Below are 19,469 nucleotides of genomic sequence, written 5' to 3'. Positions count from 1 at the left end.
ATATTTCTCTCTTACGTAAAATATTCAATTTTTGCTTCGGGAAAATGTTCAAAGATGCGCTCCGATAAATACATGCGGAGCGCATTTGCTTGTTCATCGGGATAGACGTATTTCCCTTGTCCCCAGCGTCCCCATTTATATTTGCGTTTTTCAATATCCATCTCAAGCTTCGTCCGCGGATACCGCTTTTCAATAACTGCTTTTGCCGTTTTTGTAAAACGATGCTGAATGAGTTCAAATGTAAGGTCTTTGGTCACATCCTGCGGGAGTTTGTCTGCAAGTGAGGCTATAAGCTCGCCATAGCCTTCCTCCCAGCCTTCATGCCAAATAATAGGGGCAATGATAAAGCCCATTGGATAACCTGCCCTAGCGACCTTTGCGGCGGCCTCAATGCGTTGATCAAAGCTTGATGTAGCAGGCTCGAAATGCTTGATTACATATTTGGCATTTACGCTAAATCGGATACGGGTATGTCCATTGTGCTTTGCATCAAGGAGGGAGTCCACATGGTGAAACTTGGTCACAAACCGAAGCCGTCCATGTTCTTGTTCCCCCATAAAATCAATAAGCTCGCGAAGGCTGCCTGTAATGGGCTCCAGTCCGACGGGATCGGATGTACATGCGGCTTCAAAGCGGGTAATTTCCGGTTTTCTCTCGTCGATGTACCCCTGAGCTGCCTCTAGAATATCGTCTATATTCACATATACACGGATATAAGGTTTTGCTCCTAACGTTGTTTGCAAATAACAATAATGACAATGAGCCATACAACCGGTTGCTATCGGAATGGCGTATTCCGCTGAAGGCTTCGAAGTATCAAATTTCAAGGTTTTGCGTATGCCGACGACAAGTGTTCTTTTGGCGATCTTGTATTGTTCAAGCTCGGTATCGCCAGGTAAGTTCGTAATTCGGTTATGTGAGGTTGTCATTCGATAAGGAATGCCTTCTTTTTTGACCCATTCAAAAATACGCTGCCCTTTGGGATAATCGAGCGCAGATGGTTCAAAATAAACAAGCTCGGGAACAAAGGAGAGGGTGGAGCGATCTGGTTTAGGACGATCAATAATTGCAGTGCTCATAGCTCATTCCTCCTGTAGATTCATCACAATCAACATCATCTTATTGTGTGAAGGATGAGCGAAGCTGAAACTGGTAAGTTCAAGTGTTATTTGCGCTTCTTTATCTATTTTGGAGATGAGCTTGGGTTGCAGTGAACACAATGAACAGTGTATGATACAATAAGTAACGCCTGTGAAATAGGTGAAGAAGTATGGTTAGGGGGTTCTTCAGTGCCGACACCGAGCATGGAAGACTACTTGGAAAGAATTTATAAGTTGATTGATGAAAAAGGTTATGCGCGTGTCTCGGACATTGCAGAAGGACTAGAGGTGCATCCTTCATCGGTCACCAAGATGATTCAAAAGCTTGATAAAGATAATTATTTGATCTATGAGAAGTATCGCGGGCTGGTCCTGACCAATAAAGGGAAAAAAATGGGCAAAAGGCTTGTTGATCGGCATCAATTGTTAGAGTCATTCCTAACGACGATTGGCGTACAGGACGAGAATATTTATCAGGATGTTGAAGGAATCGAGCATCATCTTAGCTGGGACTCTATAACCTGTATTGAAACTTTAGTTGAATATTTCCGAAGAGATTCTCAGCGTATGGACGAGCTTCGTGCCGTGCGTGCGGAAATGGACAGCGAGTAATACATATCGATACGTACGAGAAAGCAAAAAGGACCGAGGCAATTATGCCTCGGTCCTTTTGTTTGATTTAATGATATTTAGGTGTTTCGTCATCTTCCTTGCCGCCTTCAATGACACGAAACGGCACGGTCTTGGAGCGGTTTTTGTTCGTCCTCGTTTTGCTTGCAGGAGCACGTCTTTGTGTGACATGGACTCCTCCTTGCCGCGTATTGTAACCTCTTAAGAAAGAAGGCGGATATTTATATAGCAAGAAAATGCCGCCAAGCACCACAATGGGAATTAGAAAGGTTATTGGGCTTTGGATAACGCTGTAAACGAGACCGATCAACAGCAGCGCCAAAAACGATATGGACCAAACATTCCATTTGCTTGGTATTCTGCTCATTGTAATTCCGCCTTTCCCTTTTCAATAGAAATTATTTCATTTGTTTGTCTAGTTCAAGCATGCGCTTGAAGGAAGCAATGGATACCGCAACTTGCTCATCACGCGGTTCTTTGGTCGTTAGAAGCTGCAGCCATAGTCCCGGATATCCGAGGTAGCGCAGCACTGGAATTTCACGCAAAGCATTTGTCCAGCGAAGCACCTCGTAGGAGAGGCCAAGAACGAGTGGAAGCAGTAAGATACGGATGTAGACGCGTTCCCAAATGGTGTCCCAAGTAAAGAAAGGCAAGGAGTAGACAACAACACCTACAATAACGGTGAACACGATAAAGCTTGAACCGCAGCGGTAGTGAAGGCGGCTGTACTTCTGTACATTTTGAATCGTAAGCTCTTCACCAGCTTCATAAGTACTAATTACTTTATGCTCAGCTCCATGATATTGGAACAACCGCTTAATTAACGGTGTCATGGAAATGAAATACAAATAAGAAAGCAGCAAAATAATTTTGATAAGTCCTTCTAATAGGTTATGACCGATTTTATTTTCAAATACCCCTGAGAAAAGAAGTTCCTCGAGCGCTGCGGGTGCAGCAGTGAAAATAAGTTTGCCGAAAATAAAGGAAAGCACGCCGGCGACAGCCACGCCAACAATCATGCTGAGACTCCAGCCTTGCTTTTTCTCTTCCTTTACTGCAACGGGTTGTTGATTGCTGTCTGTTTCTTTACCCTCACCGGCTTCATCCTCAGCGTAGGCTTCCATAGAGAAGTTCAAATGCTGGGAGCCTTTGGCGCTTGATTCAAGAATACCGACAACGCCTCGAACGAGAGGGATTTTTTTCAATGCTTGAATCCAATTCTTCGTTGTGCGAGGTACTTCATAAAATACGATTTCATCATTTTTGCGTCGGACAGCTGTTACGTTAACGTGTTTGCCAGCAAACATAACGCCTTCAATAACCGCTTGTCCGCCATATATGCTTCGGGAGTCTTGCGGCAAGTGCTTGTCACCTTCCTTGATTGGAATATCGTCTTAGCTGTTGCGACGAATGTACCTTATCTTTGTATGTCTATTGTACTTGATCTATCAGTCAATTGCCAACGTCAGCGTACATAAAGGAAGGGATAGGCAAGTTGACGGTAAAGTATGGTTATCCATCGCTATTATTTCACATACTAATTCGGACAACTATGGAAATAAGAGTGGAGGCTTAGCGTAATGGCTAACAATAAACAACGAAACCAATATGATAAACAGGATCATGTAACAAACCCGTGGCTTTACGCAATCAAAATCGGTTTTTTTGCTGGCTTAATATGGGGCGTAGTACGCTGGATGTTCTTTGAGATGAATTTTACGAAGGTGCTTCCCGGATTTGTGGCAGATCCTTTTTTTAAAGCTTCTTTTCTAAAAACGGGATGGGGAGAAGTTGTAAGTATTGGTGCGTTTATTATTTTTTCAATTGTGGCTGCCTTTCTATATAAAGTTATACTTGGGAAGCTACGAGGACCTTGGCCGGGTATCATATACGGTTTGGTTTGGTGGGCGATTTTGTTTATTGCGGTGGGACCGCTGCTCGGCGTTATGCCAGGTATCACTAAAGCGGGCTGGAATACGCTTTACACAGAGTTGTGTGTCTTTCTTCTATGGGGCGTATTCATTGGTTATTCGATTGCTTTTGAGTTCACGGATGAAGCATCGAGGGAGCCTGCGAAAGCTCAGTAGCGAGTCCTACTTCTCAAGCGGCAGACATTTGTGGTAAAATGGCTAATGATCTTTGAACCTATGATGGATTCGGTTGCTTGGGAGGTGCATTCATGCACAAAATTGTTGTTTTAAACGGACCGAACTTAAATATGCTCGGCATTCGTGAGCCTAGCGTATACGGGACAGAAACACTTGCAGACATCGAATCGCTCTTGAAGGATAAAGCTGAGGCGCTTGGCGTCTCCGTTGAATTTTTCCAAACGAATCATGAGGGCGATATGATTGATCGAATACATAGTGCGTACGGCAAAGCAGACGGCATTGTCATCAATCCTGGTGCTTGGACCCATTACAGCTACGCGCTTCGCGATGCGCTTAGCACCGTTGATTTGCCGATTATCGAGGTGCATATGTCGAACATTCACAAGAGAGAAGCGTTCCGTCATACGTCCGTCGTTGCTGCGATTGCAGTCGGTCAAATTGCCGGCTTCGGGTCTGATAGCTATGAGCTTGGTCTAACTGCGCTCGTGCGTCACTTGAACAAACAGTAATAAGTTAAGAGAGGGTGAAGCGGTTATGGCAAACGATAGAGTAAAACGACTTCGGCAGCTGATGGAAGAACATCGCTTTGAAGCGATACTGATTGGAAGCGAGTATAACCGTCGCTACATAAGCGGATTCACTGGTTCGTCAGGCATGGTGTTGATTACGCTAAGCGAAAGCTATTTGCTGACGGATTTCCGCTACCGCACACAAGCGCCGCAGCAGGCGGTCAATTTTCAAATTGTTGAGCATGGTTCGAACCCGCTTGCGGATGTGCTTGAGCTGCTAAGACAACATAAGTTGTCGAAGCTGGCTTTTGAACAAGACCATGTCGTATACAGTGAATTTACAGCTTGGTCGAAAACATTAGACGGTATCACGCTTGAGCCTGCCTCAGGATTAGTGGAACAGCTTCGCTACATTAAGGACGAGGCAGAACTTCAAATTATGCAGGAAGCTGCCGATCTTGCGGATAGCACCTTCAATCACATTTTGAAGCTCATTCGCCCAGGAGTTCGTGAAACGGATATCGCACTTGAAATGGAAGTTTATATGCGCAGCCATGGCGCGACTTCTTCTTCCTTCGATACGATCGTAGCCTCAGGCGAGCGCTCTGCGTTGCCGCATGGAGTAGCTAGCGATCGCATTATTGGGAATAATGAGTTTGTAAAGCTTGATTTCGGCGCTTATTACAACGGTTATTGCTCCGATTTGACACGCACAGTCGTGGTCGGCACTCCGACAGCTAAGCATCTCGAGATTTACAATATCGTGCTTGAAGCGCAGTTGCATGCACTTGAGCATATTAAGCCAGGCATGACCGGGCGTGAAGCGGATGCGCTAACTCGCGATATTATTACGAAATACGGTTATGGCGATCTATTTGGACATGGTACCGGACACGGTCTAGGCATGGAAATTCATGAGGCCCCTAGGTTGTCCAAATTCAGTGAAACGATTTTAACCCCCGGCATGACGGTTACGGTAGAACCCGGCATTTACGTACCAGGCTTCGGCGGCGTACGCATTGAGGATGACATCGTTATTACGGAAACCGGTATTAAAATATTAACCTCATCCCCGAAGGATTTAATCACTCTGGGTTAAGGACTATTCATTCAGGAGGGAATCAGCAATGATTTCAGTAAACGATTTTAAAACAGGCTTGACCGTGCAAGTAGACTCCGATATTTTTACAGTTCTAGACTTTCAGCACGTAAAACCTGGTAAAGGCGCTGCATTCGTACGCTCTAAGCTGAAAAACCTTCGCAACGGCAACGTTGTTGAGAAAACGTTCCGTGCTGGCGAGAGCATTGGCCGCGCGATCATCGAAAACCGTGAAGTGCAATATTTGTATAACTCCGGTTCGGAATATACATTCATGGATAACGAGACGTTTGACCAATTTAACTTGGACAAGAAACAGCTTGAGTGGGAGCTTAACTTCCTGAAAGAAAACATGAACGTTAACATTTCGAGCTATCAAGGTGAAATCCTTGGTATTCAAATGCAAAACAGCGTAGAGCTGAAAGTTATTGAAACAGAGCCGGGCGTGAAGGGCAACACAGCGCAAGGCGCAACAAAAACAGCTAAGGTTGAAACTGGCCTTAACGTTCAAGTTCCACTGTTCATTAACGAAGGCGATGTTTTGCTGATCGATACTCGTGAAGGCAAATACATCTCGCGCGCTTAGTAAGCAGCTTGACTAGTGTAAACGGCTAAAGCCATCCTTGGAGGCTTAGCTTTCGTTTCGCGGAGAAATATAAGCTGTTTATAAGTGTGCTAGCTTATAAATTCTTATATTTAAAACCGTCCGAAGGATTTCGGACGGTTTTTTTGTAAGAGAATATACCCATAGGTAAGCGCAATGTGATATAATATTGACTTGTATGTATATGTCAGGTTTAGGAGTGAATCGGCTTTGTCGTTAATCGTGATGAAGTTTGGCGGCAGCTCCGTTGGAACGCCGGAGCGGATGCAGCGTGTAGCAAAACGTATTATTGAGAGGCAGCAAGAAGGCAACGATATCGTTGTTGTTGTTTCTGCCATGGGAGATACGACAGACGATTTAATCGATCAGTCGAAACAGCTAAATCCAAATCCGCCGGCGCGGGAAATGGATATGCTTTTAACAGTTGGAGAGCAAATTTCGATAGCCTTGTTATCGATGACCGTACATCAGCTTGGTGCAAAGGCCGTTTCCTTCACGGGTTGGCAAGCAGGCATTCGTACAGAAGCGGTGCATGGTAAAGCGAAGATGACGAATATCCATCCAGAGCGCGTGTTCAAAGCGCTTGAAGAAGGTAATGTAGCTATTATTGCAGGTTTTCAGGGGATGACGGAAGAGGGAGAAATTACAACACTCGGCCGCGGCGGTTCTGACACGACTGCAGTTGCAATGGCAGCTGCGATGAACGCAGACGTTTGCGAGATTTATACCGATGTTGACGGAATTTACTCAACGGATCCTCGCGTAGTCAAAAATGCGCGCAAGCTAAATGAAATCTCTTATGACGAGATGCTAGAGCTAGCTAATTTAGGCGCTGCTGTATTGCATCCGCGTGCGGTGGAATACGCTAAGCATAATAATGTAAAGCTAGTTGTGCGTTCAAGTTTTACTCAAAACGAAGGTACAAGTGTGAAGGAGGAAGCGGTCATGGAGCAAGGCGTGGTCGTTCGCGGCATCGCGTTTGACAAAAATGTAGCAAGAATCAGCATTATGGGAGTTGAGGATGTTCCTGGCGTGCTTGCAAATGTGTTCGGCGCATTAGCAAACAACGGCATCGATGTGGACATTATCGTACAAAGCGGTGTTCAGGACGGCAAAGCCGATTTCTCCTTCACGCTTTCAGGCGATGATAAAGATAAAGCGATCTCCGTTATCGAGGGAATTCGCGGCACTGTTCCTTTCCGTGAAACGACATCGGAATCCGATCTTGTTAAAATATCGATCGTAGGTGCTGGCATGGTCAGCAATCCAGGCGTAGCAGCGAAAATGTTCGCAACCATATCTTCACTAGGTGTAAGCATTAAGATGGTAAGCACTTCTGAAATTAAATGTTCTTGCGTTATTAATGCAGAGCCGCTCAGCGAAGTTGTACGCGCGCTTCATACTGCGTATGGTCTTGATACAGCAGAGCAGGCATTTGTAGGCGGCCCTCAGGATCGCCGTTAATCTAATAGAAATAATAAAAGCGTGCTTCCTCGTTAGGGAGCACGCTTTTTTTGTTGTTAATAACTTGGAATTTCAACCATTCCTCGTTAATTGATCACCGTTCAGTCTAGGTACTTCTTGATAGATATCGATAGCGGAGCATGCCTCTATGTCTTTTTTCATTCCTAGCTTTATCAGTTTTTTTCCGGTCATTCCGTTCATGATCGTTTCTTTCACTTGAGTGGAGCGATTTCGGTACAAAGCGAGCATCGCACAGCCAAAGTCATCCATCTCTATAGCGAAGTGGCTTAAGCCTTGAAGTCTATCAAGTACAAGGCCGGCACACAAGCCATCCTCAATAGCAAATTCATCGTGACTCCCCGCGCACAAAATAACGACATCTCTCCGCAGCTCGATCGCTGCGCGAGCGCAAGCCTCCGCATTTAGAAGCGATGCAGTCAACACATGATCCGCCCTCATTGATTTATGGATTGCCCTTGTTCCGTTCGTTGTCGTCAAAATAATTCGTTTGCCAGCGACGGCCGACTCGGTGTATTCCTCTGGCGAATTGCCAATATCAAAACCCGCGATCTTCCGGCAAAAGCGTTCTCCTCCAAGCAAATCTCCCGGTCGCTGAAGTGCTCGCGCTTCCATTACCGTCTCAGCAGGAATGATGCATGAAGCTCCCGCAGCAATAGCGGTAACGATTGTGCTTGTAGCTCGCAAAACATCAATAATAATTGCCGTTTTATGATGAAATCTTGCCGAGCTCGCTTCGTTCACACTGGATATAACCTGCACTTGCATCGTTGTTTCTCCGCCTTTCTCAAACTCAATTCTTTATGATATGCGCCTAACAACGTGCCTGTGCCCGGCATGAAAGACAGACAAGCCAGCATATGATTAAGGAATAGTCGTTTCATTGAAGGGAGGTTATCCATTCATGCTAAATAAAATCGTATTAACGATGGCTTCACTGCGGCTGACGTCTGGAACAATTGAGATCTGCGCTGCACTGCTTATGCTTCGTTTAAACCAAATTGACAAGGCGTTAGTAGTAAACTCATCACTTGCTTTAGTAGGCCCGCTTATTCTAATAGCTACAACAACAGTGGGGCTCGTCGGGATGTCTGATAAGCTGTCACCAGGAAAGTTTCTTTGGGTAGGAGCGGGCGTCATTTGCTTGATGATCGGTATTTTGAAAAAATAATAGATTCAACTCTAGCATTTATGAAATGGGGCAGACATATTTTCGCAATACAAGCATACAAATAGGAACTACGAAGGACAAACATCCGGGAGTGATAATCATATGCTGGCACGCGTATCACATTTATTGCCTTTGGAGCTGAAGACGCTGCTGGAGCGCCTTCCTGAACAAATGCAGGAGCAGCTGGAGGAAATTCGGATTCGAGAGGGACGACCGCTAGAAATAGGGTTCCGCGGACAGTCTCGATTTATGATGATTGACGGGACGCTGCGTCAGGCTGCCGACGGAGCATACAAGCCTTCGGCAGACACATGTCGCAAGCTGCTCGAACGCATTACCAACTATTCCTTGTATGCGATGGAGGAGGAACTGAGAAGGGGATTTATAACGGTTTCAGGCGGACATCGCATTGGACTAGCGGGCAGGACGATACTCGACAGCGGCGTTGTGAGGGGTATTCGCGATATTGGCGCATTCAATATTCGAGTTGCTAGAGAAGTGATCGGAGCGAGTGCGCTTCTGCTGCCCAAACTAATCGATCGGACGAGAAAAACGCTGCATTCCACTCTCATTCTAGCTCCGCCGCAGCAAGGTAAAACAACACTCGTGCGTGACATTGCGAGATCAGTCAGCTATGGGTTATGGCCAAGTCTAGAAGCAAGCGGATGGCAGGGCCGAAAGGTAGGAATCGTAGATGAGCGTTCAGAGATTGCAGCCTGTGTTCGCGGTATTCCAACGTTTGATGTTGGCCCTAGAACCGATGTTATGGACGCTTGTCCGAAGGCAGAAGGCATAATGATGCTGCTTCGCTCAATGTCACCAGAGGTTATGATTATTGATGAGATTGGACGGCCTGAGGATGCGGAAGCCATCCGAGAAGCAAGCCACGCGGGAATTAGTGTAGTAGCAACCGCGCACGCCTACGATTTGCAGGATGCTAGAGGCAGGCCGGTGCTGCTGAAGCTGCTGGAAGAAGGAGCGTTCACCTACGTGGTGGAGCTGAAGCGCACAGATCAAGGTATCATGCACCGCGTCGTTCCTGCTGAGGCAGTCGCCGAACGAGCTCCTGCACGCGAGCCAAAGCCGCCTAATCGGCAGCTTGCGGATACTGCACCTTCCTTCTCTGGTCGATTTCGAGCTGGTGACCCGTGATAAAGCTGTTAGGTGCGGTTTTGGTCCTGTTTGCAGGCACGATGATAGGCTTCCAGCAAGCAGCGAAATTCGCCGAACGTCCAAGGCAGCTAAGACAGCTGGCACATGCACTGCAAAGGCTGGAGACAGAAATTGGTTATGGTCATACTCCATTGCCAGAAGCACTGGAGAGGACAGCTTCCGCTACTCCGGAGCCGTTAGCAACCATTTTTCGCAAGGCAGCAAACGGGGTTTGGGAAACCGAAAGCTTTACCTTCAGCGATAGCTGGGAGCAAGCGATAAAGTCGCAATGGGATGCAACTTCGATGCGAAAAAACGAACAAGCCGTACTTATACGTTTAGGAACGACGCTTGGTATAAGCGATAAGGAAGATCAAATGAAGCATATACATCTTGCGTTATTGCAGCTGAAGGCTGAGGAGGACGCTGCGAGAGACGATCAGGGGCGTTACGAGAAAATGTGGAAAAGTCTCGGAATTTTGATCGCCGTTCTGGTCGTCATTTTGATGGTGTAGTGGGGTGCCGCATTGATGAATATGGATGTGAGCGCCATTTTCCAAATTGCTGGAATCGGAATTGTTATCGCAATGATACATTCGGTGCTGAAGCAAATGGGAAAAGAAGATATGGCGCACTGGGTAACGCTAATCGGATTTGTTGTCGTTTTGTTTATGGTTGTACGAATGCTTAATGAATTATTCCAAGAAATTAAATCGATTTTTTTGTTCCAGTAGACGTCATCATTTAGAAGTGATTGCAAGCAGGTGAGCCAAATGGAAATGATTCAAATCGTTGGTCTTGGTCTGATGGCTTCGGTACTCATTATTGTCGTTCGAGAGCAAAAACCGATGTTCTCCTTTTTGCTCGCCGCGTTTACGGGATTGTTTATATTCCTGTATTTGATCGGCAAAATCGAAATTGTCATTTCCGTGCTTGAGGATCTGGCTAATCGATCAGGTATCCCTTCCATTTACTTGAAGACGATCTTGAAAATAATCGGAATCGCATATATTGCTGAGTTTGGAGCACAGATCGTCAGAGATGCAGGGCAAGAAGGAATTGCCTCAAAAATCGAATTTGCCGGCAAAGTGTTTATTCTTGTTATGGCTGTCCCTATTATCAGCGTCATTGTCGAGACAGTAATCGGGCTGCTGCCGGATGGGGGTTGAAGCGGATGATGAAGCTGACTCCTGCACGTGAACGGGCCAAGCTGTTGCTGTTCATCTTTGTATCCATGATCATTTTATCAATCGCGCCGACAGTTACCTATGCCATTAGCGGTGAGAGCGCAGCGCCGGTTTTGGATAATCAAGCTAACGCGGATGAGCTTGCAAAGGAGCTGACAACTCAGCAGATTGGCGGATTGGAAACGGGTGCTGTTGAATCTTACTGGAACAATCTCCGAAGCGAGTATGGCGGTTTTTTCCCAGAGCAGCATATTCCAAGTTTCATGGAGATGATTCTTCCAGGAGGTGATGGCCTAAAGCTAACGGATATGCTGAGCGGCCTGCTGAAGTATTTGTGGCATGAGGTGCTCTATAATGGCAAGCTCCTTGTGACAATAGTGATGCTGACGGTGTTCAGTATGGTGCTTGAAACGCTGCAAAATGCTTTTGAACGAAACGCGGTCAGCAAGGTAGCTTACTCGATTACGTACATGGTGCTTATCATTATAGCGGTAAACAGTTTCCATGTCGCAATGGGTTATGCAAAAGGAGCAATTGAAAGCATGATTCAATTTATGCTTGCGATGGTCCCGCTGCTGCTAACGCTGCTTGCTTCAATGGGCAACGTAGTCACCGTATCGGTTTTACATCCATTGATCATTTTCATGATTCATGCCGTAGGAACACTTATTTACACGTTAGTGTTTCCATTATTGTTCTTTTCGGCCGTGCTTCATATAGCAAGTGCTTTATCAGAAAAATTCAAGGTTACCCAACTAGCTAATCTGCTGCGAAACATTGGAGTAGGTGTAATGGGAGTGCTGCTGACCGTTTTTCTAGGAGTCATCTCCGTACAAGGGGCGACAGGAGCGGTTACAGATGGCGTTACACTGCGAACGGCAAAGTTCGTAACAGGGAATTTCGTCCCTGTTGTAGGGAGAATGTTTTCAGATGCGGCGGATACAGTCATCTCTGCTTCCATGCTTGCGAAAAATGCAATTGGCTTAGCAGGTGTCATTATTCTGCTCTTCATCAGCGCATTTCCTGCAATCAAAATTTTGACGCTAGCGCTCATTTATAACATTGCTGCTGCTGTCATGCAGCCGCTGGGAGAATCACCGATCGTCACCTGCCTAGAGACGATCGGCAAGACGATGATTTACGTATTTGCGGCTTTGGCTGCCGTCAGTCTTATGTTTTTTCTTGCGGTTACGATCATTTTGACTGCAGGCAATGCGGCGATGATGGTCAGGTAAGGAAGGAGATGAGAGCTGTGATTGCTTGGTTAAGCGACTGGCTGAGAGATATTATTGCAGTCATTCTTCTGGCAGTGTTCGTCGAACTTCTGCTCCCGAACAAAGCAATGCAGCGCTACGCTCGGCTAGTAGTCGGCTTGTTCATCCTTCTGACGATACTCTCACCTATATTGAAACTTATACAAAGCGACATTGGAGCCAAGCTGGATGAAGGAATGGATAATTGGAGCAAATCTGCCATGAAGGTTGAATCGCAAATGAGCGGACTAAACCAAATTAAGCGAGATGCTCAGGCGATGAGCGATAAGCGCAGCCTGGAGGCTGCAAAATTAACGGAACGAACATTGGAAGCTTCCATTCGAAATGAGCTCGTCGAGCGGGCAAAAGCTCCTATAGCAGAGGTTGATGCCGTATTGAAATGGACTACCGTTTCCGGCAAAGCAACACCCTATATTAGTGAAGTAACCGTGACACTCAAAGCAGCAGATAACAAAAAAAGCTCGTTTAAGGAAGAGGCTTCCGTGGAAGCAGTACAGCCCGTTGTTGTAGATGTTGAAATAGCGCCTATTGAAGGCGGAAGCACAATTCCAAGCGGTATAGATGATCAAGCTGCTCTGGAAGCATCTACGCAAACGGAAAAGACGGAAGGGAATTGGTCAAGAGCTGATCCAGCGACTTCAGCTGCAATAAGCAGCTTGATTTCGAAGGGGTGGGGGCTTGCTGAGGATCAAATCATCGTAAGACAACCTGCGGATCAACAAAAGGCGAAGTGAAAGGTTCGAAGATGGAGAGGGGGTAAGGCGCGGTGGCCAAATGGCTTGATGGCATAGAATCAGCGGTTGGCGGCGGTCCTGGCGGTCCAAAGCGAGTGCGGACACTGCGAATTTTACTAATCATTGGGGGGATTGGTGCAGCACTAATGATTCTAAATTCATTTTTACCCTATAAAGGAGTTGAGCCATCTGTGCAAGAACCTAATCCGCCGCCTCAGTCGGAGGCAGCTTGGGGCAATTCGGTTACCTCAGGAAGTTCAGTGTTCGCCACTCTCGAAAATTCCTTAGAAGTAAGGCTGAAGGAAATATTAGAGAAAATTGTAGGCGTTGGAACGGTTGATGTGCTTGTAACTCTCGATTCTACAGAAGAAAGCATCCTAGAACGAAATACACAAGAATCGCAGCAAATTACGGATGAGAATGATCCGAACGGCGGCAAGAGGCACATTACATCAATCACAAAAGACGGACAGGTCGTATTGTACGAAGTGTCCGGAGACCAAAAGCCAATTATAACTAAAACGATTAACCCGCGTATACGCGGTATTCTCATAGTTGCCAAAGGTGCTGAAAACGTAACAGTCAGACGTCTCATTACCAATGCGGTGGAGAAGGGCATCAACGTACCGGTTAATCGAATTTCTGTTGTACCAAGCAAACAATAAAACCAAATTGAAATGATGGGGAGGGTGTTCTCATGAACACGAAAAGACAAACGGTATGGCTTGTATCAATGCTCAGTTTAATGGTGGTATTATCAGCGTATTATTTATTCACGCAAGATGTGGATACGCCTGATGTGTTGACGGATGGCTCGCAAACAGAGCAAGCGGCGCAAAATGCGACAGAAGCTGCAACAAGCGGCAATGGTATCGTTGTAAACGAGGTAGAGAAGCCAGTTGATGGAGCGGTTTTGAGCGAAGCTGATAAAGAAACTTTGAAACAGATTGATGCGCAAGGATTAGCAGCAGGCGGCGTTTTTAGTGAACTGCTAGCCAAACGGGAAATGAAATACAACGAGGTAGATAACCGGGTGATGGCAGCAGTTAATGATACGCTAAAAAAACCGGAGGAAGCATCAGCCGCTATAGCTGAGCTTGACATGCTGGAGGAGAAGCACACGAAGCTCACAGGCATTGAAGCAGAGCTGCTGAAACAATACGAAAATGTAGTTATCGACGAGCAAAGCGATAAATACAATGTAGTGGTTTCTAGCGATAAGCTTGAGAAAAAGCAAGCAGCAGACATTATTAAGCTGGTCATGAGCACGCTTGATGTCGATGCTGACCAAGTATCCGTACAATATGTAGCGGTTAAGCAGCCTCAATAGCTCTACCATCAAGAAAAGGCCTTGTCCCTTCGGCATATTAGCTGGAGGGGGCAAGACCTTTTTTTTGGCTGTCATGCTCGAATATACAAAAAATGATTCGTGTTCAGGCTTGTTTATGATATAATGTTAAACGTTATGTGAAAGAATTGGTTATAATGGCATGGACACCATTTAGGTGTACAAGCTATGGAAGCAATCTTGCTATCGCAAATTTAAGGAGTGAAAATATTCATGTTCAAATTGAGCGAGATCAAAGAGTTGATCAAATTGGTTGATCAAACTTCCGTTCATGAGCTGGAAATTGAAAACGAAGGGACTCGCCTGCTCATCCGCAAGCCTGGCAAAACAGAAGTGGTGAATGTGCAAGCGGCCCCAATTACGCATACATACGCGCCTGCACCATTACAAGCTCAGCCAGCCGCTCCAGCAGCGCAGCCTCAAGCCGTACAAGAAACGGCGCCAGCTCGTCCTTCAACGGATCATTTGCACCAAATCGTATCTCCAATGGTAGGAACGTTCTATAGTTCACCTACTCCGGAAGCGGGAGCTTTCGTAAAAGTAGGCGATCGCGTAAATGATAAGAGCGTCGTATGTATATTGGAAGCTATGAAGCTGATGAATGAACTTGAAGCAGAAGTTAAAGGCGAAATCGTAGAAATTTTGGTTTCTAATGGTCAGCTCGTTGAGTACGGCCAGCCACTATTCCTTGTAAAGCCTGAATAATGTAGTGAGTTGACGTCCGAACAGGGAAACTGTCGTTTGAAAGGGGTTCCTACGTGAAATTTCACAAAATATTAATTGCAAACCGCGGTGAGATTGCTGTACGTATAATTCGCGCTTGCCGCGAATTAGGTATTAGCACTGTTGCCGTTTATTCCGAAGCGGATCGTGATTCGCTTCATGTACGGTTAGCCGATGAAGCCTATTGTATCGGGCCCACGGCATCCAAAGACAGCTATTTAAACTTAACGAATATTATGAGCGTAGCTACAATAACCGAGTGTGATGCTATCCATCCAGGCTATGGTTTTCTAGCTGAAAACGCTGACTTTGCTGAAATATGCGAATCATGCAATATCACCTTCATCGGGCCATCGCCGGAAGCCATTAATAAAATGGGCGACAAAGCGGTTGCTAAGCTGACGATGAGAACAGCTGATGTGCCAATCATTCCGGGTTCTGACGGTCTTGTTGAGAATATGGATGAAGCTATCCGTGTCGCTCGCGAAATCGGCTACCCCGTTATTATTAAAGCAACAGCGGGCGGCGGAGGCAAAGGCATCCGAATTGCGGATGACGAGACAACGCTAGTAGCGCAAATTACGACTGCACAACAGGAAGCTCAAAAAGCTTTCGGAAATGCGGGCGTTTATCTTGAAAAATATTTGACGGGCATGAAGCACGTTGAAATTCAAATTATGGCTGACAAGCATGGCAATGCTGTTCATTTGTTCGAACGTGATTGCTCTGTGCAGCGCAGACGCCAGAAGCTCGTCGAAGAGGCACCTTGTTCTGTTCTTACTCCTGAACTACGGGATAAGATGGGACAAGCAGCTGTTCGCGCAGCTTTAGCTGTAAATTACTCAGGTGCAGGAACATTAGAGTTTCTACTTGGCCCTGATGAGAAGTTCTACTTTATGGAAATGAATACGCGTATCCAAGTTGAGCATCCCGTAACGGAGATGATCACTAACGTGGATTTAATTAAAGAAATGATTTCTGTAGCAGAGGGCAATCCACTTTCGTTCTCACAAAGTGATTTGAAAATTACTGGCTGGTCTATCGAGTGCCGGATTAACGCAGAGGATTCCGAAAGGAACTTTATGCCTTCTCCTGGCCTGATCCCTTTTTACTTGCCGCCGGGCGGCGCGGGTGTACGTGTGGATAGCGCAGTTTACCCTGGCTATACGATTTCACCGCATTACGATTCGATGATTGCTAAGCTTATCGTTTGGGGCTCTACCCGCGAAGAAGCCATTGCAAGAATGAAACGGGCATTGTCTGAATTTGCTATTGATGGCATTCGGACAACAATTCCTTTCCATTTGAAGCTGCTGAATCACCCGAAATTCGTAAGCGGAAACTTCGACATTAAGTTTCTTGAGGAGCACGATATTAACGCTCCTGAATGAAGATACGACAAAGATGTGAACAAGTAGTATCGTTTGTCATATTTCTTACCGAATGTTATAGTATATTAACAAGATGCGGTTTATTGCTTGGCCTTGACGCCAAGTACGCGCAACTTTAAGGAGGTGTACAGCCATCATGAGTACGATAGCTGCGGAGTATGAGAAAACGGACATTGGCACGATTCAAATTGCACCTGAAGTCATCGAAGTTATCGCTGGATTAGCTACGATTGAAGTGGATGGAGTCGCTGGAATGAGCGGCGGATTTGCAGGAGGCATCGTAGAGCTTCTTGGACGCAAAAATTTATCCAAAGGTGTTAAAGTTGAAGTGGGTCAGCGCGAAGCTGCGGTAGATGTATCCATTATCGTTGAGTACGGCAACCGTATTCCGGAGATCGCTTCGGAAATTCAACGAAATGTGAAACGTTCTATCGAGATGATGACGGGACTCCACGTTGTTGAAGTGAACGTACATATTCACGATGTACATTTCAAGACGCCTGATAAACCGGAAGAAGAAGAAGTGCTGCACCGAGTTAAATAAATAAAGATGTTTTAATTAAATCCCGTACAACCCCCTCGTGAATGGGCATGCCGCTCGGCGCAAGGGGGTTTTCATTCGGCTTGGCAGGAGGAGGCGCTACGCATGATTAAGGTCGTGGACAAGCTGCTTTTGTTTTTGTATAGCATCGTGATTGGATGTTTATCCGTTTTTCTGCTATCCATAGGATTTGGCTGGATATCGCGAGATTTATTAAACGATTTAATAGGCGATTTATATCGTATCGACTCCATTCAAATTACGCTCGCAGTTGTCGGAGTCATCCTATTCATTCTTAGCCTAAGGTTTTTTGTCGTATCTCTTTATCGCGGATCAGCTACAGCTCCGTCAATTGATCAAAGAACTGATTTCGGAGATATTCGCATCTCTCTTGAAACCATTGAAAATTTGACATTGAAAGCAGCATCGCGCCAGCGCGGCGTTAAGGACTTGCGTGCTCGCATTCGGGCAACGGATGCTGGACTTGATATCGTAATACGCGCTGTAGTAGATGGAGAAAGTTCCATACCGGTGCTAACGGAAGAGATTCAACGTACGGTGAAAGAGCATGTAGAGGATATTGCCGGTATACCCGTAACGAACGTTGCGGTATATGTTGCGAACATCATTCAAACGGGGACATTTAAGAGTCGCGTGGAATAGAGGTGAGTTTGCTCATGTGGAGGGAATTCTGGAACATCTATCAGAAGCGTATGATTGGCGCAGCGATAGGGCTGTTTTTCGGATTGCTATATTTGTTTGTCGGTTTTTGGGACATGCTTTTTGTAGGGCTGCTCGTCTCAATCGGTTATTGGATCGGCTTACAAAAGGAAACAAGCGACGGACCTATTTTTCCATGGCAGCGGCTTTGGTATTCGTTGTTGGAAAGATTTCGACCGTTTAAATGATCCTGTGGTCTCCTCCGTACTCCGGATTTCGGAAAGCCGCTTATTCGGGGCAGGGAGGAGATCATAGGTTTTTTTTGAAATATTGGCTTGAACAATTGAGTTTACAAGAATAAAACCATTTTATCGGCATGAAACTGCCGCGGAGGTCACATGAAACGTAGATTAGCACGAGAAATAGCGATTTCAAGCTTATACCAGATGGAAATGAATGAAGTTACGGCTTCAGATGCAGTGGACATGCTTGTGGAAGAAATGAGTTTAGATAATGAAATGGGTGCCGATCCTGCTGAGATAGGCAGCACAGATGCGTTCGCACGTGAGATTGTAGCTGGCGTGATGGAGCATAAGCAAGCCATTGACGGGATGCTTCAGCAGTTTTTGACAGGCTGGCATATTGATCGTTTATCCCGCGTAGATCGCCAGGTTCTAAGACTTGCTACGTACGAGATGATATTCCGCGACGATGTTCCGCCGAAAGCAACGATCAATGAAGCGATTGAGCTTGCCAAGCATTTTGGCACAGAGGAATCCGGCAAGTTTGTAAACGGCGTACTTGGAAAATTGCTTTTGGAAATCGAAGAATTAAAATCATAATGGATATGAAATTAATCAAACATTCATCGATGTAAAAGGAGACTGGAGCTATGTGTGCACAAATCATTGAAGGAAAGAAAATATCCGACCTTATCCGTGAGGAGATGATTACGGAAACTGCAGCCTTGAAAGAAAAGGGAATTATCCCAGGTTTGGCAGTCGTACTCGTAGGCGAAGATCCTGCCTCAAAAGTTTACGTTGGCTCTAAGGAAAAAGCTTGCCAGCAGCTTGGTTTTTATTCAGAGGTACATCGTTTAGACGCAGACACAAGTGAAGAGGATTTACTTGCTGTTATTGAACGTTTGAACAATCAGTCTACGATTAACGGGATTCTAGTTCAACTGCCTCTTCCGAAGCATATTAACGAGAAGGCTGTTATTGATGCGATTGCCGTTGAAAAAGATGTTGACGGCTTCCATCCGGAAAGTGTTGGCAATTTGGTTATTGGCGACGACAGCCTGCTGCCTTGTACGCCTGCAGGAGTCATTGAGCTTATTAAGCGCAGCGGCGTCGACATTTCGGGGAAACATGCCGTTGTTATCGGAAGAAGCAATATTGTGGGCAAGCCTGTTGCCATGCTGCTGCTTCGTGAGAATGCTACAGTTACCATCTGTCATTCTCGTACCGCAAACATGGAGGAAATCGCTAAACAAGCAGATATTCTTGTTGTTGCCATCGGGAAGGCAAAGGCTATTGACAGTAAATTTGTTAAGCCAGGGGCAATTGTTATTGATGTCGGCATTAACCGTTTGGAGAGCGGTAAGCTCGCGGGTGATGTTGATTTTGACGATTGTTTGGATACAGCCGGCTTTATTACACCGGTACCAGGCGGAGTTGGTCCTATGACGATTACGCTCTTAATGAAAAATACGATTACAGCAGCAAAAAGGGCTAACGGAATTAAGGAGTGA

General features: G+C 45.8%; 26 protein-coding genes. 22 read left to right on the top strand and 4 right to left on the bottom strand.

Annotated elements, in window-relative coordinates:
- Window positions 1-11 precede the first annotated feature (11 nt).
- Complete coding sequence (splB, locus tag AC0VYE_RS21145) at window positions 12-1,079, bottom strand: spore photoproduct lyase (RefSeq protein ID WP_076266936.1); 1,068 nt, start codon at window positions 1,077-1,079, stop codon at window positions 12-14.
- A gap of 210 nt (window positions 1,080-1,289) precedes the next feature.
- Between splB and mntR the strand changes: the two genes are divergently transcribed.
- Window positions 1,290-1,712 (top strand): transcriptional regulator MntR, encoded by a 423-nt coding sequence (mntR, locus tag AC0VYE_RS21140; RefSeq protein WP_053376766.1) that lies wholly within the window; start codon window positions 1,290-1,292, stop codon window positions 1,710-1,712.
- A 67-nt stretch (window positions 1,713-1,779) separates the two neighbouring features.
- On the opposite strand, the gene AC0VYE_RS21135 is transcribed toward mntR, so the two are convergent.
- Together AC0VYE_RS21135 and AC0VYE_RS21130 are read right to left on the bottom strand one after the other, a co-directional pair.
- Window positions 1,780-2,097 (bottom strand): hypothetical protein, encoded by a 318-nt coding sequence (locus tag AC0VYE_RS21135; RefSeq protein ID WP_076266937.1) that lies wholly within the window; start codon window positions 2,095-2,097, stop codon window positions 1,780-1,782.
- Window positions 2,098-2,128: 31 nt separating this feature from the next.
- Window positions 2,129-3,091 carry a DUF1385 domain-containing protein gene (locus tag AC0VYE_RS21130; RefSeq protein ID WP_475442804.1) on the bottom strand — a complete coding sequence of 321 codons (963 nt, stop codon included), beginning with the start codon at window positions 3,089-3,091 and terminating at the stop codon, window positions 2,129-2,131.
- Between the two features lie 219 nt (window positions 3,092-3,310).
- Between AC0VYE_RS21130 and AC0VYE_RS21125 the strand changes: the two genes are divergently transcribed.
- The 5 genes from AC0VYE_RS21125 to AC0VYE_RS21105 all read left to right on the top strand — a co-directional run bounded on the left by AC0VYE_RS21125 (window position 3,311) and on the right by AC0VYE_RS21105 (window position 7,517).
- On the top strand, window positions 3,311-3,817 hold the full coding sequence (locus AC0VYE_RS21125; RefSeq protein WP_076266939.1) for a YqhR family membrane protein: 507 nt from the start codon (window positions 3,311-3,313) through the stop codon (window positions 3,815-3,817).
- Between the two features lie 92 nt (window positions 3,818-3,909).
- Window positions 3,910-4,350: a type II 3-dehydroquinate dehydratase gene (aroQ, locus tag AC0VYE_RS21120; protein ID WP_076266940.1), complete on the top strand. Its 441-nt coding sequence runs from the start codon at window positions 3,910-3,912 to the stop codon at window positions 4,348-4,350.
- Window positions 4,351-4,375: 25 nt separating this feature from the next.
- Window positions 4,376-5,449 (top strand): M24 family metallopeptidase, encoded by a 1,074-nt coding sequence (locus AC0VYE_RS21115; protein WP_076266941.1) that lies wholly within the window; start codon window positions 4,376-4,378, stop codon window positions 5,447-5,449.
- Window positions 5,450-5,477: 28 nt separating this feature from the next.
- Window positions 5,478-6,035 carry an elongation factor P gene (efp, locus tag AC0VYE_RS21110; protein WP_076266942.1) on the top strand — a complete coding sequence of 186 codons (558 nt, stop codon included), beginning with the start codon at window positions 5,478-5,480 and terminating at the stop codon, window positions 6,033-6,035.
- Between the two features lie 228 nt (window positions 6,036-6,263).
- Window positions 6,264-7,517: an aspartate kinase gene (locus AC0VYE_RS21105; RefSeq protein ID WP_076266943.1), complete on the top strand. Its 1,254-nt coding sequence runs from the start codon at window positions 6,264-6,266 to the stop codon at window positions 7,515-7,517.
- A gap of 72 nt (window positions 7,518-7,589) precedes the next feature.
- On the opposite strand, the gene AC0VYE_RS21100 is transcribed toward AC0VYE_RS21105, so the two are convergent.
- The gene (locus AC0VYE_RS21100; protein WP_441961163.1) at window positions 7,590-8,303 is read right to left on the bottom strand and encodes a 2-phosphosulfolactate phosphatase; all 714 of its coding nucleotides are present in this window, start codon (window positions 8,301-8,303) and stop codon (window positions 7,590-7,592) included.
- 136 nt (window positions 8,304-8,439) lie between these two features.
- Between AC0VYE_RS21100 and AC0VYE_RS21095 the strand changes: the two genes are divergently transcribed.
- From AC0VYE_RS21095 to folD, 16 genes are all read left to right on the top strand, one after another.
- Window positions 8,440-8,706: a YqhV family protein gene (locus AC0VYE_RS21095; protein ID WP_076266945.1), complete on the top strand. Its 267-nt coding sequence runs from the start codon at window positions 8,440-8,442 to the stop codon at window positions 8,704-8,706.
- 102 nt (window positions 8,707-8,808) lie between these two features.
- Window positions 8,809-9,858 carry a stage III sporulation protein AA gene (spoIIIAA, locus tag AC0VYE_RS21090; protein WP_475442803.1) on the top strand — a complete coding sequence of 350 codons (1,050 nt, stop codon included), beginning with the start codon at window positions 8,809-8,811 and terminating at the stop codon, window positions 9,856-9,858.
- Window positions 9,855-10,373, top strand: coding sequence for a stage III sporulation protein SpoIIIAB (gene spoIIIAB, locus AC0VYE_RS21085; protein WP_076266947.1), 519 nt, complete (start codon window positions 9,855-9,857; stop codon window positions 10,371-10,373). Before spoIIIAA ends, spoIIIAB begins: the two co-directional genes overlap by 4 nt.
- 15 nt (window positions 10,374-10,388) lie before the next feature.
- On the top strand, window positions 10,389-10,592 hold the full coding sequence (spoIIIAC, locus tag AC0VYE_RS21080; protein ID WP_054024280.1) for a stage III sporulation protein AC: 204 nt from the start codon (window positions 10,389-10,391) through the stop codon (window positions 10,590-10,592).
- Window positions 10,593-10,631: 39 nt separating this feature from the next.
- The gene (gene spoIIIAD / locus AC0VYE_RS21075) at window positions 10,632-11,027 is read left to right on the top strand and encodes a stage III sporulation protein AD (protein WP_054024281.1); all 396 of its coding nucleotides are present in this window, start codon (window positions 10,632-10,634) and stop codon (window positions 11,025-11,027) included.
- A gap of 8 nt (window positions 11,028-11,035) precedes the next feature.
- A complete protein-coding gene (gene spoIIIAE / locus AC0VYE_RS21070) occupies window positions 11,036-12,280 on the top strand; it encodes a stage III sporulation protein AE (RefSeq protein WP_441910507.1) in 1,245 nt (414 codons plus the stop codon).
- A 17-nt stretch (window positions 12,281-12,297) separates the two neighbouring features.
- Complete coding sequence (spoIIIAF, locus tag AC0VYE_RS21065) at window positions 12,298-13,053, top strand: stage III sporulation protein AF (protein ID WP_475442802.1); 756 nt, start codon at window positions 12,298-12,300, stop codon at window positions 13,051-13,053.
- A gap of 32 nt (window positions 13,054-13,085) precedes the next feature.
- Entirely contained in the window at window positions 13,086-13,718 is a 633-nt protein-coding gene (spoIIIAG, locus tag AC0VYE_RS21060; protein WP_076266949.1) for a stage III sporulation protein AG, read from the top strand.
- Between the two features lie 32 nt (window positions 13,719-13,750).
- Window positions 13,751-14,383, top strand: a complete 633-nt coding sequence (locus AC0VYE_RS21055) for a SpoIIIAH-like family protein (protein WP_441886162.1) — start codon at window positions 13,751-13,753, stop codon at window positions 14,381-14,383.
- A gap of 231 nt (window positions 14,384-14,614) precedes the next feature.
- Window positions 14,615-15,106 (top strand): acetyl-CoA carboxylase biotin carboxyl carrier protein, encoded by a 492-nt coding sequence (gene accB, locus AC0VYE_RS21050; protein WP_076266951.1) that lies wholly within the window; start codon window positions 14,615-14,617, stop codon window positions 15,104-15,106.
- Window positions 15,107-15,159: 53 nt separating this feature from the next.
- Window positions 15,160-16,515, top strand: coding sequence for an acetyl-CoA carboxylase biotin carboxylase subunit (accC, locus tag AC0VYE_RS21045; protein WP_076266952.1), 1,356 nt, complete (start codon window positions 15,160-15,162; stop codon window positions 16,513-16,515).
- Between the two features lie 136 nt (window positions 16,516-16,651).
- Window positions 16,652-17,059: an Asp23/Gls24 family envelope stress response protein gene (locus AC0VYE_RS21040; protein ID WP_076266953.1), complete on the top strand. Its 408-nt coding sequence runs from the start codon at window positions 16,652-16,654 to the stop codon at window positions 17,057-17,059.
- Window positions 17,060-17,161: 102 nt separating this feature from the next.
- Window positions 17,162-17,719 carry an alkaline shock response membrane anchor protein AmaP gene (gene amaP, locus AC0VYE_RS21035; protein ID WP_076266954.1) on the top strand — a complete coding sequence of 186 codons (558 nt, stop codon included), beginning with the start codon at window positions 17,162-17,164 and terminating at the stop codon, window positions 17,717-17,719.
- Between the two features lie 14 nt (window positions 17,720-17,733).
- On the top strand, window positions 17,734-17,964 hold the full coding sequence (locus tag AC0VYE_RS21030) for a DUF2273 domain-containing protein (RefSeq protein WP_076266955.1): 231 nt from the start codon (window positions 17,734-17,736) through the stop codon (window positions 17,962-17,964).
- Between the two features lie 150 nt (window positions 17,965-18,114).
- Complete coding sequence (gene nusB, locus AC0VYE_RS21025) at window positions 18,115-18,558, top strand: transcription antitermination factor NusB (RefSeq protein ID WP_475442801.1); 444 nt, start codon at window positions 18,115-18,117, stop codon at window positions 18,556-18,558.
- Window positions 18,559-18,608: 50 nt separating this feature from the next.
- Window positions 18,609-19,469, top strand: coding sequence for a bifunctional methylenetetrahydrofolate dehydrogenase/methenyltetrahydrofolate cyclohydrolase FolD (gene folD, locus AC0VYE_RS21020; protein WP_076266956.1), 861 nt, complete (start codon window positions 18,609-18,611; stop codon window positions 19,467-19,469).

It is taken from the genome of Pristimantibacillus sp. Z349TD_6 (assembly GCF_056173205.1).
The sequence above is the reverse complement of the archived record's forward strand: the minus strand, read 5'-3'. Positions and strand labels throughout refer to the sequence as shown.